Source organism: Rubellimicrobium aerolatum, from assembly GCF_017872975.1.
In the GTDB taxonomy this organism is placed as follows: domain Bacteria; phylum Pseudomonadota; class Alphaproteobacteria; order Rhodobacterales; family Rhodobacteraceae; genus Rubellimicrobium; species Rubellimicrobium aerolatum.
In genome coordinates this window covers 326,911-340,477 of sequence record NZ_JAGGJP010000002.1, presented here as the reverse complement: position 1 = coordinate 340,477, position 13,567 = coordinate 326,911, and the positions used below count along the sequence as shown (strand labels likewise).

The 13,567-nt window shown below is 70.3% G+C and carries 9 protein-coding genes; 7 read left to right on the top strand and 2 right to left on the bottom strand.

The genetic code is table 11. From position 1 onward, the window contains the following. Positions 1-14: 14 nt before the first annotated feature. Positions 15-1,289, bottom strand: a complete 1,275-nt coding sequence (locus J2Z33_RS03805) for a Coenzyme F420 hydrogenase/dehydrogenase, beta subunit C-terminal domain (RefSeq protein ID WP_245218519.1) — start codon at positions 1,287-1,289, stop codon at positions 15-17. A 142-nt stretch (positions 1,290-1,431) separates the two neighbouring features. Between J2Z33_RS03805 and J2Z33_RS03800 the strand changes: the two genes are divergently transcribed. Beyond that, positions 1,432-2,847, top strand: a complete 1,416-nt coding sequence (locus tag J2Z33_RS03800) for an oligosaccharide flippase family protein (RefSeq protein WP_209838029.1) — start codon at positions 1,432-1,434, stop codon at positions 2,845-2,847. Between the two features lie 55 nt (positions 2,848-2,902). Here J2Z33_RS03800 and J2Z33_RS18930 read toward each other — a convergent pair whose 3' ends face one another. Beyond that, positions 2,903-3,253: an acyltransferase gene (locus J2Z33_RS18930; protein ID WP_209838027.1), complete on the bottom strand. Its 351-nt coding sequence runs from the start codon at positions 3,251-3,253 to the stop codon at positions 2,903-2,905. 283 nt (positions 3,254-3,536) lie between these two features. Here J2Z33_RS18930 and J2Z33_RS03790 point away from each other — a divergent pair, with 283 nt between their 5' ends. The 6 genes from J2Z33_RS03790 to J2Z33_RS03765 all read left to right on the top strand — a co-directional run bounded on the left by J2Z33_RS03790 (position 3,537) and on the right by J2Z33_RS03765 (position 13,554). Further along, positions 3,537-4,772, top strand: coding sequence for a right-handed parallel beta-helix repeat-containing protein (locus tag J2Z33_RS03790; RefSeq protein WP_209838025.1), 1,236 nt, complete (start codon positions 3,537-3,539; stop codon positions 4,770-4,772). A 109-nt stretch (positions 4,773-4,881) separates the two neighbouring features. Further along, positions 4,882-6,396: an O-antigen ligase family protein gene (locus tag J2Z33_RS03785; RefSeq protein ID WP_209838023.1), complete on the top strand. Its 1,515-nt coding sequence runs from the start codon at positions 4,882-4,884 to the stop codon at positions 6,394-6,396. Continuing rightward, positions 6,393-7,439, top strand: a complete 1,047-nt coding sequence (locus J2Z33_RS03780) for a glycosyltransferase family 2 protein (protein ID WP_209838021.1) — start codon at positions 6,393-6,395, stop codon at positions 7,437-7,439. The genes J2Z33_RS03785 and J2Z33_RS03780 overlap by 4 nt, the downstream gene beginning before the upstream one ends. 169 nt (positions 7,440-7,608) lie before the next feature. Continuing rightward, complete coding sequence (locus J2Z33_RS03775; RefSeq protein WP_209838019.1) at positions 7,609-9,660, top strand: type I secretion system permease/ATPase; 2,052 nt, start codon at positions 7,609-7,611, stop codon at positions 9,658-9,660. Continuing rightward, positions 9,657-10,973, top strand: a complete 1,317-nt coding sequence (locus J2Z33_RS03770) for an HlyD family type I secretion periplasmic adaptor subunit (protein WP_209838018.1) — start codon at positions 9,657-9,659, stop codon at positions 10,971-10,973. The genes J2Z33_RS03775 and J2Z33_RS03770 overlap by 4 nt, the downstream gene beginning before the upstream one ends. Positions 10,974-11,349: 376 nt before the next feature. Then, a complete protein-coding gene (locus tag J2Z33_RS03765) occupies positions 11,350-13,554 on the top strand; it encodes a right-handed parallel beta-helix repeat-containing protein (protein WP_209838016.1) in 2,205 nt (734 codons plus the stop codon). Positions 13,555-13,567 lie beyond the last annotated feature (13 nt).

Sequence of the window (13,567 nt, the reverse complement as noted above, 5' to 3'; positions counted from 1 at the left end):
TAGGCGGACCGGGATCAGGGCCGGCGCTTCAGCGAGCGGCGGATCATCCCCAGGAAGTTCTTCATGTTGCGCTGCGCAGAGTTCTGCCGCGCCGCAGCGAGGATTCGCAAGCCCTGGTAGCGCGGCACGGGCCGCCCCGCCACCCGCAGCGCGAGGAGCCGCGCCGCAAGCGCGCGGCGACGCTCGCGCTGGCCAGGCTGGATGGCGGGCAGGGTGCCCACGTCGAAGGGCGCGGTCCCGATCCGGCCCGCCGCCTCGGCGTCGCGGACCAGCCGCTCGCCCAGGGCGGTGCGGGCGACCATCAGGCTGATGCCCGGCTGCTCCTCGAAGACCGGATAGCCGCCCTCGTCGCTTTCCCAGGCGTCGGCGCAGACGATGTCGGCCATGACGCCCGTGCCGTCGGGGCAGATCTTGCAGCGGTGCTGGACGTGGCGGCTCAGGATCTTGCCCCAGCTCTCGTGGTAGGTCATCGACCGCTCGGTCCCGTCGTCGAGCGTGGCGGTCGCCCGTCCCGGCCAGCCGTTGCCCCTGTAGCGGAAGCTCCGGACCCGCGCTTCCTCGGCCTCCAGCGCCTTCAGCACGGCCCGCCCGCCCGCGTGGGACGGGACGCCGGCGCAGAAGAAGGACAGGATCACCGGCACCGCCGCCGCGACCTTGGGGTCGGCGGCGCGCAGGGCCGCCATCGCGGCGGCATCGCAGGGCTTGCCCACGAAGGCGAAGCGCCGGCCCGTGGCCTCGTGCTCGGCCAGACGATCCTGGAGGTTCTCCAGCGGCGCCGAGGGCGCGTAGCGCGACCCGGCGGCACCGAGAATGCCGTCGCGCCCCGCCGTGACCACCGTGGCGTTGCCGATCGCGAGGTCGGCCGAGGCGGTCGTCTCGATCACCGCATCCACCGCACCGCTCTGGACGAGGTGGAGCAGCATCGCCGACAGCCCGCCGCCCGAGGCCCCGGCGTGGCGGATGCCGTCATCGGTGGCCCACGCGGTCCGCATCGACACGTAAGGCCCGAACAGCACGTCGTCCGTGCGGTCCCCGGCCTCGACCATCTGTCCAAGTCCCGGGCAGACCCGCTGGATGGCCTCGTCCTCGGCCCGGCTGAGCGGGGCAGACTGGACGGGACGCAGGTAGCCGGGCACGGCGACCGCCATGCGGACCTTGCCGGCCGCGATGGCGGCGCAGGCCCCGCAGCCCGCGCAGGTGTTCCCCCGGGCGACCCGCGCCAGGGAGGGGGCCGTCGCCGGCTCGGAGACGGCCGGCGCGAAGCCGATCCCTCGTTCCGCGTTTTCCAACAATCGGTCCTCCTTGGGGCCTCGGTCCCGAGGCTTTTATTTGCCCGGGGCCGGAACGGCAACTTGACCTCGTCGCGATTGGCGGAAACACACTGCGTCCCAATGGCGCCATGACGTCGCAGCCCAGGTTCCCCTTCCCCCCATGTTCCGCACCGCCTTCTTGATCCTTTCGGGCAACGCCGCCGCGTCCCTCCTGATGCTGCTGCGGAACCTCCTCATCGCCCGCATGATCCCCGTCGCCGACTTCGGGGTGGCCGCGACGCTGGCCATCGCCATGTCGATCGTCGAGATGGTGTCGGCCTTCGGGCTCCAGCAGCAGATCATCCAGGCCAAGAACGGCGACGACCCGCGCTTCCAGGCGGCGCTCCAGGGCTTCCAGGTGGTGCGGGGCCTGTTCTCGGGCCTGCTCCTGGCCGTTCTCGCCGGACCCATCGCCGATTTCATGAACGTCCCCGAGGCGACCTGGGGCCACCGTCTGATGGCGCTGGTTCCGGTGCTGAACGCCCTGGGGCACTTCGACCATTATCGGCTCAACCGTAAGGGGATATTCGGGCCGATGATCCTCGCCAGCCTCCTGCCCGCGCTCGCGTCCCTGCTGGCGGTCTGGCCGCTGGTGGCTTGGTTCGGCGACTGGCGGGCGATGCTCTTCGCCATCCTGATCCAGAGCGTGGTCGGCATGATCTCCACCCACATCGTCGCGGAGCGGCCCTATAGGCTCGTGCTCGACCGCGCCATCATACGCGAGAGCGTGATCTTCGGCTGGCCGCTGCTCCTCAACAACGTGCTCCTGTTCCTCGTCTTCAACGGCGACCGCATCGTCGTGGGGCGGCTCCTCGGCATGGAGAGCCTGGCGATCTTCAGCATGGGCATGACGCTCACGCTGGCGCCGACGCTGGTCATGGGCAAGTCGATCCAGAACTTCTTCCTTCCCCGCCTGTCGGAGGCCGCGCACGGCGAAGGTCCCAAAGCGCGCCGCCGCTTCTTCCGCCTCTCGCAAGGGGCGCACCAGTCCGGGTTCTTCACCGGCGGGCTGCTGGTGGTCGCGACCGTCCTCCTGGGCGGGCCCTTCGTACGGCTGGCCCTGGGCGCGCAATATGCGGCGCTCGTGCCGCTGATCGACATGATGGCCGTGATGCAGGCGGCCCGCATCTTCAAGACCGGCAGCTCGACCATCGCCCTTGCCCGAGGGAAGGCCGGCAATGCCGCCATGGCGAACCTGGTCCGGCTCGTCTCTCTGCCGCTGGCTTGGCTCGCCGTCCAGCAGGGCTTCGGTTTGGAGATGGTGATCTGGATCGGCATCCTGGCCGAGTCCGTCGGCTTCGCGGTCTCGCTCCTGCTGCTTCGGAGCCGATTCGGCGCATCGCTTCGGCCGCTTGCGGCGCCCGTGCTGGCGACGGCCCTGCTCCTGGCGCTGCCGCTGGTCCTGCGCGAGTGGCCCGGGGTGCCGGAATGGACGGTGGCCCTGGCGGTCGTGCTGGCCTTCGGGGTGCAGCTCGCCACGATGCGGACGATCCGGGCGCCCGTGCTCGCCGCCTTGGCGCGGAAGCTCGGCCGGTGACGTCCCGGGGGAGGCGAGGCGCTGGCCCCCTTCCAGGCCGCCCCGTAAGGTCGAATCAGGTCAGGTCGGCCTCGGCCAGCGCGGCCTCGGTGGCGTCGGCGGTCAGGAACCGCCCATAGGCCCCCACTTCGAAGTCGCTGCGGATGATCCGGGCCGGGTTGCCCGCGACCAGCGAGCGTGGGGGAACGGACTTCGTGACCACCGAGCCCGCCCCGACCACGCTCCCGTCGCCGGGCAGGATCAGGCTCCGCTCGCTGATGAAGCGGTCGGCCGCGATGCGGGTTTGAAGATAAAGCCCACGGGTCATCTCATGGGTCAGCAGGCGGGCCTCGCAGGCGATGTAGCTGCGCGGCCCGACATGGATGTCGACCGGGAACGTCCTGTCGAACTGGCCGGAAAGCGACATCTACGCCGTCGGATGGATGTCCATTCCCCACAAGCGGGTGTAGTAGGGGCGCCGAAGCGAGACGAGGAGGCTGCCGAGCCTCCGGAGACGCGGTTGAGCCCGCGATGCCGGGCCTTAGTGGGCCCCTGGATAGGGCGGGGCGGCAGAGATGGCGTCTGTCACGGGGCCTGTTCTGGTTCTGGCCGAACCGTGTCGTCGGATTGTGGGATGGGGTTGCTTGTAGATGAAACCGACTCGGGCGCGCTACACCCGGCAAGAGAGCGATGATGGAGGCCGTCAGTCCATGAAATGGATACGATTCGCTGGGCTCGGTGTGGCCCTCTGCCTCCCGGTGGAGGCCCAGGCCGCCCCGCGCGAGATCCGGCTGGCCGATCCCTCCGAGCTGGCGGGCGCGCTCGTTGCCTCCGAAGGAGGGGACGTGCTCCTGCTGGCCGGCGGCGACTGGGGGCGGCTCGAGATCGTCCGGCGCGACTGGCCCGAGGGCGCCCCTCTGGTCCTGCGCTCCGCCGATCCCGCCGACCCGCCCCGCTTCTCGACGGCGCGGGTCGCGCTGACAGGAAACGTCGTGCTCGACGGGCTCGTGTTCGACTATGACTTCACGCCGGGCGATCCGCCGCATCTGCGGCCATTCGAGATCACCAACAGCCGTGGCGTGACCCTGCGCGATGCCCTTTTCGATGGCGACGACGCGCGGGAAATGGGGCCCGCGTCCGACGGGTTCCCCACGGCCTTCGGACTTTCGATCACCGGCTCCAGCGATGTTGTTCTGGAGGACAGCGAGATCCGCGGCTTCTTCCGCGGCCTCGTGGTGAGCAAGTCGGATAGCGTGATCGTGCGCGGCAACGACCTGCACGGCATCCGCATGGACGGGATGAACTTCGCGCAGGTCCGGGACGTGCTGATCGAGGCCAACCACATCCACGACTTCGAGCGGTCGCTCGAATCCGGCGACCACGCCGACATGATCCAGTTCTGGACCAACCGGACCGAAGCGCCCTCGGTCGGCATAACCATCCGCGACAACCTGCTGAACTCGGGGCAGGGCTGGTACACCCAGTCGATCTTCATGCGGAACGACCAGGTGGACCGCGGCATCGCCGGGCGCGAGATGTTCTACCGGGACGTCCTCATCGAGGGGAACTTCATCCTGAACGCGCATCTTCACGGCATCACCGTGGGCGAGACCGACGGGTTGTCGATCATCGGCAACACCGTCGTCCGCAACCCGCGCTCCGAGGGGGAGGATGACAATCCCGGGCTTTGGACGCCGCAGATCCGGGTGCAGGAGGGCTCGACGAATGTCCGGATCGCCGGCAACGTCACCTCCAAGATCGGAGGATGGGAAGAGCAGCCCGACTGGATCGTGGACGGCAACTTCTTCGTCCAGGACCGCACCCGCATGGAGCCGAACTTCTACGGAACCGTCTTCGTGGGCGGCGATCCCACCGCCCCGGCCTCGTTCGCGCCGCGCCCGGGCGGGCCGCTGGACGGCGTCGACTTGGGCGCCCGCCTGCGATAAGTCCAGCCCAGGCGCCCCAAGGGCCCCCAAGAGGGTCGCCTTTTGCCACAGCCAAGCCTAAAAGGGCGGCCAAAGCCGAGCCCGACCGTCCCAGAGGAAGCCTGAAGCCTTGGCAGCGATCGACACCCTTCCCGGCCGCCCGGCCGGCCCCGCCGCCGGACTGGCGGACGCCTTGCGGAATGAATTCACGCTGAAGGGCGCGCGCCTGCCCTGGGCGGCGAAGATCTACCTCCTCTGCGTGGTGATCCCCATCGGCCTTAACGCCGGGCCCCTGGTGGTCACCACGCTGCGGGGCTTCCTCATGGTGATGGTGATCCCGCTGACCGTGATGCTGTTCAGCAAGCGCTTCGGGAAGCTGTTCATCACCGACTACCTGTTCCTCGGCCACATCTGCTGGGCTGCCCTCGCGCTCCACGTCAACAACCCGGACAAGTTCGTCCAGCAGGTCGGCTCCGTCGGGGTGGAGTTCCTGGGCGGCTACCTGATCGGCCGGGCCTACATCCGTACGCCCGAGGCCTTCATCGCCTTGTGCCGATGGCTCTGCGCGATCGTCCTGCTGACGCTGCCCTTCGACATATTCGAGGCGAGGACGGGGCGTCCCCTCCTGATCGAGTTCATCCGGAGGATCCCCGGCGTCGTCACCGTAGAGATGGTCAACGCCGACAAGCGGATGGGCTTGGAGCGGGTGCAGGCGGTATTCGCCCATCCCATCCACTACGGGCTGTTCTGCTCGGTGGCCTTCTCGCTGTCCTTCGTGGCGCTCCAGGGCCTGGGCTCCACCGCCTGGCGGCTCCTCCGCAGCACGTTGGTCGCCCTGTCGGGCTTCCTTGCCCTGTCCAGCGGGGCGCTCCTTGCCATGGTGCTCCAGTTCGCCCTGATCATCTGGTCCACGCTTCTGCAGAGCGTGAGGCAGCGCTGGTGGATCCTCGTGGGCCTCTTCGCCCTGGCCTATGTCGTGATCGACGTGACCTCGACCCGGAGCCCGATCCGCGTCTTCATGAGCTACGCGACCTTCTCGGCGCACAACGCCTACTGGCGTGGCATCATCTTCGAATGGGGCATGAAGAACGTCTGGGCGAACCCCTGGGTCGGCATCGGTCTCAACGACTGGGAGCGGCCCTGGTACATGTTCTCGGGGAGCATGGACAACTTCTGGCTCGTCATGGCGGTGCGCTACGGCATCCCGGGCTTCCTGATGCTGGCCGTGGGCTGGGCCTATGGCGTGGCCATGGTCATGCGGCGGAACCTTGAGGGGGACGAGCGGCTGACCCTGATCCGGCGGGCCTGGGTCTTCACCTTCCTGGGCCTGAGCTTCACGCTCTGCACCGTCCATGTCTGGACCAACATCTACTCCTTCGCGATGTTCATGTTCGGGGCCGGCATGTGGCTGATCACCGCCGAGCCCCGCACCGGGGAGGCGGGCGAGGGCGCGGCGCCGCCGCCTCCGGGGCTGCGGCAGGGCCGGGCCCGGCAGGACGCCCCCGCCATCGCGCCGACCCAGGGGCCTCGCCCCGGGCCGCGCCACAGCCGCTTCCCCCTCGCAGCCCGGCCTGGCTCCGCCCGGTCCGGCGAACGGCCGGACGAACGGCCGCCCACCCTCCAGAGACCGCACAAAGCCTCATGACCCTGCCCCAACTCGGCGTCGTCCTGGTCACGTTCAACTCGGCGGACGTGATCTTCGACTGCTTGGAAAGCCTGCTCGCCTCGCGCGGCGTCCGCCTCGCCATCACGGTCGTCGACAACGCCTCGACCGACGGCACGCCGGCGCTGATCCGCGCCTGGGCCGCCGGCGCGACGCCCTACGAGGCGCCCGGCGACATCCCGTTCCCCCTGGCCGCCGCACCCAAGCCCCTGCCGCTCCTTGCCGAGGGCGATCCGCTCCCGGCCGAGGGCCACGCCATCACCCTGATCGAGACCGGCGTGAACGGCGGTTTCGCGGCGGGCGTCAACCGGGGCCTCGCCCATCTGGCGCGGAACCGGGATCTCGGCCGCTTCTGGGTGCTCAACCCCGACAGCGCCGTGCCGCCCGACAGCCCCCGAGCCTTTGCCACCACGCCCGGCGGCTTCGGCCTCCTGGGGGGGCGGGTGCTCTATCTCGACAAGCCGGACGTGATCCAGATCGACGGCGGCCTCGTCAACCGGCGGACCGGCGTGACGGACAACTCCGGCCTGTTCCAGTCCCATCGCGACACGCCGCCCCCCGATCCCGGCAGGCTCGACTTCATCACCGGCGCCAGCATGGTCGTCTCGCGCGAGTTCTACGAGGCCGTGGGCCCCATGCGCGAGGACTACTTCCTCTACTACGAGGAGGTGGACTGGGCGCTCCGCCGCGGACGCCTGCCCCTGGCCTATTGCGCCGAGGGCCTGGTCTACCACCGCGCCGGCACGGCCATCGGCTCCCCAACCATCGGCCGCCCGGCCTCGCCCTTCTCGCTCTACTTCAAGCACCGGGGCCGGATCCTGTTCCTCAAGCGGTTCTTCCCCGGGTCGGTCCCGACGGGGCTGGCCTTCTCCCTGGCCAAGGCCGGCCAGATCGCCGCCAAGGGGTATCGCGCCGAGGCCTGGGCCATCCTGGCCGGGTCGTTCAACCTCCGGCCGCCCGCCTCGGTCGCGGCCCGGCTCGCGCCCGAGGCGCGTCGCCTGGCCTTCGGCCGCGACCTCGCCTAGCCGACGGGCGGGGCAGGGGGCGCGGTCGGCGGACCGGCGCTCCCCAATCGGCGGCATTCGACGCATCCGCAGCATTGTCCCCGTATCGCCTTGAAAATGGCCCAGTTCGGGGCGAACCGTTGCCCAAGCCGGAAGAATAGGCCGGCCGCACACCTGCGAGGGCACAGCGATGAGCATGACGATTGCCGGTCCCGGCCCGCTCGGGCCGATCCCATCCGCGCGACCAGCGCCCAGGGTCACGGGCCCCGAGGCAGAGCCCCGCGCCGTATTCAATCGGGCGATCCGTGCCCTGCGCCGCGCCTTTGCGGTGATCTTCGGCTTCAGCATCGTCATCAACGTGCTGATGCTGACCGGCTCCATCTACATGCTCCAGGTCTACGACCGCGTGCTGTCCAGCCGCTCGGTGGACACCCTTCTCGCCCTCTTCGGCATCGTCGTGGTGCTCTACGCCTTCCTGGGCTTCTTCGACTTCCTTCGGGCACGGATGCTGGGCCTCGCGGCGGTGCGGCTCGACCAGGCGCTGGGGGCCGGCTCCTTCGCGCACGTGCTGCGCGGCGGCCTGCCCTCGACCCGGGGCGCCGCCGAGGCCGCGCCCCAGCCCCTCGCCAACCTCGAGACGCTGCGCGGCTTCCTGTCGGGCGGCGCGGTGACCGCGCTCTTCGATGCGCCGCTGGTGCCGCTCTATCTCGGCGTGCTCTTCCTCGTGCACCCGGTCCTGGGCTGGCTCACCGTCGGCGGCGCGGCGGTCACGGCGGTCCTGGCGCTGGCGAACCACCTCGTCACCAGCAAGTCGATCGGCCAGACCCTCTCCCGCGAGGCCGCCGAGCGTGAACTGGTCGAACGGTCCCGCCGTGGGGCCGAGGCCATCGCCGGGATGCGGATGCAGGAGGCCGTGGTCGCCCGCTGGCAGGCCTTCCGCAACGCCGCGCTGGCGGCGGGGCAGACCTCGGGCCACCCGGCCGAGATCCTGGCCGCCACCAGCCGCGCCTTCCGGATGCTGCTCCAGTCCGCGATCCTGTCGGCGGGCGCCTGGCTCGTCATCCAGGGCGACATCTCGGGCGGCATGATCATCGCCTCCTCCATCCTGTCGGGGCGCGCGCTGGCGCCCGTGGACCAGATCATCGGCGGATGGCGGGCCATCCGCCGCGCCGCGCTGGCCCGCCGCGCTCTCGAGAAGGTCTTCGCCGAGGCGCCCTCCTCCCCCGGCATCGTGCACCTGCCCGAGCCCGAGGGCCGGCTCGAGGTCCGCGCCCTGACCAAGGCCGCCCCGCAGGTTCCCGGCCAGGGCGAGCGTCGCCCCCTCCTCGACGGCGTCACCTTCGCGCTCGAGCCCGGCGACGGCCTCGCCATCGTCGGCGCCTCGGGCAGCGGCAAGTCCACCCTGGTCCGCGCCCTCTTGGGCATCGTCGCGCCCGATGCCGGCGAGGTGCGGCTCGACGGCGCGACGCTCGACCAGTGGGAGCCCGGCCGCCTGGGCCGTCACGTGGGCTACCTGCCGCAGATGCCGGACCTCCTGCCAGGCTCGGCGCGCGACGTGATCGCCCGCTTCGACCCCGCCATCACCGACAAGACCGTGATCGAGGCCGCCTGGATGGTCGGCATCCACGACATGCTCCTGGCGCTGCCGCACGGCTACGCGACCGAGGTCGGCGGCGCGGCCGGCGCGGCGCTCTCGGGCGGGCAGATGCAGCGCCTGGGACTCGCCCGCGCCATCTGCGGGATGCCCCGGCTCGTCATCCTCGACGAGCCCAACGCCCATCTCGACGCCGCCGGCGACGAGGCGCTGGCCCGCGTCATCCTCCGCCTGCGGCAGGCCGGGTCCACCGTGATCGTCGTCACCCACCGCCCCGCCGCCCTGGCCGCCCTCAACAGGATCCTGGTCCTGCGCGACGGCCAGGTGGAGCGGTTCGGCCCCCTGGCCGAGGGTCAGGCGACCGACCCGCACCTTCCGCCCCTCACCGTCGTCCGCCCGGCCGCCGTCGCGCGGGACGCCGCGCCCGAGCCGCTCGACGCCACCGTGATTCCCGTGCCCGGGACCCTCGCGGACGACGCCGCCGCGAGGACCGCGCCCGCCGATCCCGCTCTCCCGGACGAGAGCGCCCTGTCCGTGCCGCCCGGCGTCGCCCAGGCGATGCGCCGGCTGGCCGAGCAGCGGGCCGCCCACCGCGCCCGCATGGCGGCCCGCACCTCCACCTCCACGTCCAAGGCGAGGCTGTCATGACCGCCATCACCATCCCCCAGGCGACCCCGGCCGTCGATCTCCGGCGCACGACCCGGCTCGGCGTCGCGGCGCTGGTGCTGCTGCTCGGCGTGGGCGGCGGCTGGGCGACCTTCACCGACATCGACGGGGCCGTGGTCAGCACCGGCCAGATCACCGCCGCCGGCAAGCCGCAGATCGTGGCCTCGCTCGACGGCGGGATCGTCCGCGCCATCGAGGTCCGCGACGGCGACGCCGTGACGGCGGGGCAGGTCCTCCTGCGGCTCGACCGCACCCTGGTCGAGACCAACCTCGGCATCGCCCGGGTCCGCCTCGCCGACGCGCTCGCGCTCGAGGCCCGCCTCGAATCCGAGCAGCGGGGCCTCGCCGAGCCCGACTTCCGCTACCCCGACCTGCCCTTCGACCGCCCCGACACCTCGGCCCAGGAGGAGGCGCAGCGCCAGATCTTCGACGCCCGCGCCGAGGTCCGCGCCGGCGCCCGCGCCCAGCTCGCCGAGACGATCCGTCAGGCCGAATCCCGCATCGTCGGCCTCCAGGCCCAGATCGCCGCGCGGCGCAGCCAGGCCGAGCTTCTGGAGCTGGACCTCGCCAACCTGCGCGAGCTCGACGCGCGCAACCTCGTCGCCGGCCGAGAGGTCAACGAGGCCAGCCGCACCGCCGCCAGCCTCCAGGGCGAGATCGAGAGCCTTGAGGCCGACGTGGCCAGCACCCGCATCGGCATCGAGGACGCCCGCCTCGCCACCCTCCAGGACGAGCGCGAGTTCCGCGAATCGATCGCGAGCGACCTCGGCGAGGTCTCGGCCAAGGTGGATGAGCTGGTGCTCGAGATCGTCACCCGCTCGGCCGAGCTGGAGCGCACGGTCGTCCGCAGCCCCACGGACGGCATCGTCCACGAGATGGCGGTCGCCACCGTGGGCGGCGTCGTGCGGTCGGGCGACACGCTCCTCCAGGTGATGCCGCTCGGGCGCGGGCTCGACTTCGAGCTCCAGGTCGATCCCGCCGCCATCGATCAGGTCCATCCCGGCCAGGACGCCGAGGTGGTGGTCGCCCCCCTCGACCCGGCGCGCACGCCGCACCTCAAGGCCAGGGTGGCGCTGGTGCCGGCGGCGGCGGTGACGGACCCAGCCAGCGGGCGCAGCTTCTACCGCGTCACCCTGTCCGTCGGCCCCGAGGAGATCGCCCGGCTCGGCCCGGACGTGACGCTGCTGCCCGGGATGCCGGTCGAGGCCTTCCTCCGCACCGGCCAGCGCTCCGTGCTCGACTACCTGCTCCATCCGGTGAGCAGCCACCTGCACCGCGCCTTCCGCGAGTCCTGACCGGCCCGACACGACGGCCCCGCGCGCCGCCGTCCCTCCGGGCGGGGGCGTCGTCGTCTCGCCTCCCCGTCCCCCGCAGCCATCCCTGCGCGAGAACCGGCCGATCCCCAACGGCTCCGGGCGCGGAAGTCAGCCGGCCACCGGCCCTGCCGCATCGCGGCGCTGGACCAAGCGCAGCGGACATGGTGACGCTGCCCCGTCGAGGGGGTTGGCGTGTGCGGCCATCCCGCCCTGGTGGCCGTTTCAAGGCCATCCCTGTCCGAGTGTCCTTACAGAAGTCTTGGTCCTGCTCCGGCTGCGGCGTGCTTTCGCCACTATCGCCCGGGATAAGTGGATCAGGGTTAACCATAACAGAAAATGAAGAGCCGAGGGAACGATGGCGAATCTGACTGCTTCCAATCTGGCGCAACTCTATACCGCCCTGGCGAGCTGCAAGGGGGGTGAAACGATCCTCCTGGCGGGTGGCGATTACGGCAATCTGGCATTGAACGTGCAGACGAAGTTCAATTTCAAATTCCCGTCCGACGTGACGATCAAATCGGCCGATCCCGCGAATCCGGCCACCTTCTCGTCGGTGCAGATCGGCAAGGCGAGCCACCTGGTCCTCGACGGGATCAACTTCGATTACGAATTCAAGGCCGGCGACACCCTTCAGACCCGTCCCTTCCAATTCACGAGCTGCACGGATCTGACGATCCGCAATTCGACCTTCGACGGCGACTTGGCATCCGGCCTCACGGCGAACGACAATGGCTATGCGACTGCGGTCGGCCTGTCGGTGCGGAACAGCAGCGACGTGCTGATCGAGAATTGTGAGGTGTCGAGCTTCTTTCGTGGGATGGTCTTCTCAGATAACCAGGGCCTCGTGATCCGTGACAACGATATCCACGACATCCGCATGGACGGGATGAACTTCGCCGACGTCCAGGATGTCCTGATCGAGGGAAACTACATCCACGACTTCCGGGCGTCCTACGCCTCGGGCGACCACCGCGACATGATCCAGTTCTGGACGATGGGCACGACCCAGCCCTCGACGGACATCGTCATCCGCGACAACGTGCTCGACATCGGAGAAGGGTCCTTCACCCAATCCATCTTCATGCGGAACGAGGAGGTCGATCTCGGCCGCGCCGGGACGGAGATGTTTTACCAGAACGTCCTGATCGAGAACAACACGATCACCAACGGCCATGTCCACGGCATCATGGTCGGCGAGACGGCGGGCCTCACCATCCGCAACAACTCGGTGCTGCACGCCGATGGCGACCGGCCCGACGCCGCCGACAGCGGCGTCGAGATCCCCAAGATCGCCGTTTCGGCCCGCTCGACCGGCGTCGTGGTCACGCAGAACGTCGCCGCCGTGGTCCCGACCGCCAAGGCGGGCTGGACGGTCGGCAACAACGTGCTCGTCCAGGACCAGTACAAGTTCGATCCGAACTTCTACGACGATGTGTTCACCGGCTCGTCCCTGGACGGCGCCGACGGCGTGAACGACTACGTGGCCGTCAAGGGCGGCGCGATCGACCTGGCCAACGCGGGCTCCAAGCTCACCCAGGGCATCACCGACGGCCTGCTCGTGACCTTCGACATGGACGACGTGAACGCGACGACGCGCGTCTTCGACGCGAGCCAGTCCACCTTCAAGGGCGCCGCTCTGCCCGCCGGGAGCACCTTCGTCTGGACCTTCGGGGACGGCACCAAGGCGACCGGCGTGACGGTCCAGCACAGCTACGCCAAGGCTGGCGAGTTCGACGTCACCCTGTCCGTCAAGCTGCCCACCGGCGAGAAGGCGACCGAGACCGCCGCCTGCGCCATCGAGTCCTCCGAGGTCGTGACCCTCGACGACGGCCAACTCACCGTCTACGACGGCGGCGTCGCCACCGGCCTCGGCGCCCTGGCCAAGATGAGCGCCGACGGGCTCCAGCTCGGCGCGACCGGCGTCGCTGCGACTGTGGACCGCAGCCACCTGCTCGACATCATCGGCAGCGACAAGATGACGTTGGCCATGACTCTCGACGCCGACAAGGCCGGCGCCTCGGGCGAGGTCGTCCGCCTCCATGGCAGCTTCATGGCCTCCGTCACCTCGTCGGGAGAGCTGACGTTCCAGGTGTTCCGGGACGGCACGACGCCGGTCTGGCTGACGACCAAGGGCGCCGGGCTCAACGCGGTCGCCAACCAGCCCCATGACGTGGTCGTCCAGCTCGACAGCGGCAAGCTGCAGATCTGGGTGGACGGGGGCTTGGCCGGCGAGACGGCGATGACCGGCGTCATCGGCGGCAGCAAGGGCTTCGGGACGCATGACCTCGTCTTCGGCAACCCCTTCAGCCGGACGAACTTCAACGGCGACCTCTCGGCCTTCGAGCTCTCGCAGGAGGTGGAGTTCGCGGCCAAGCCGGCGACCAAGGTGCTCAAGGCGACCACCGCCTCCGTCACCGTGACCTCGGCCATGGAGGACGACAGCGACTACGCCCTCGCCGCGGCCTCGCTGGACGACGACGGCAGCTCCCTCGCGGACGCGACGGACACGGACGACGCGGGCTTCGTCACCACCTACGCCGCCGCCGAGCTGGCGGCCTGACGCCCAGCCCTCC

What these genes read in the sequence shown, in the direction of transcription:
- J2Z33_RS03800 (WP_209838029.1), top strand. Translation starts at nt 1,432, where the DNA reads ATGTTCCGCACCGCCTTCTTGATCCTTTCGGGCAACGCCGCCGCGTCC.
- J2Z33_RS18930 (WP_209838027.1), bottom strand. Translation starts at nt 3,253, where the DNA reads ATGTCGCTTTCCGGCCAGTTCGACAGGACGTTCCCGGTCGACATCCAT.
- J2Z33_RS03790 (WP_209838025.1), top strand. Translation starts at nt 3,537, where the DNA reads ATGAAATGGATACGATTCGCTGGGCTCGGTGTGGCCCTCTGCCTCCCG.
- J2Z33_RS03780 (WP_209838021.1), top strand. Translation starts at nt 6,393, where the DNA reads ATGACCCTGCCCCAACTCGGCGTCGTCCTGGTCACGTTCAACTCGGCG.
- J2Z33_RS03775 (WP_209838019.1), top strand. Translation starts at nt 7,609, where the DNA reads ATGAGCATGACGATTGCCGGTCCCGGCCCGCTCGGGCCGATCCCATCC.
- J2Z33_RS03770 (WP_209838018.1), top strand. Translation starts at nt 9,657, where the DNA reads ATGACCGCCATCACCATCCCCCAGGCGACCCCGGCCGTCGATCTCCGG.
- J2Z33_RS03765 (WP_209838016.1), top strand. Translation starts at nt 11,350, where the DNA reads ATGGCGAATCTGACTGCTTCCAATCTGGCGCAACTCTATACCGCCCTG.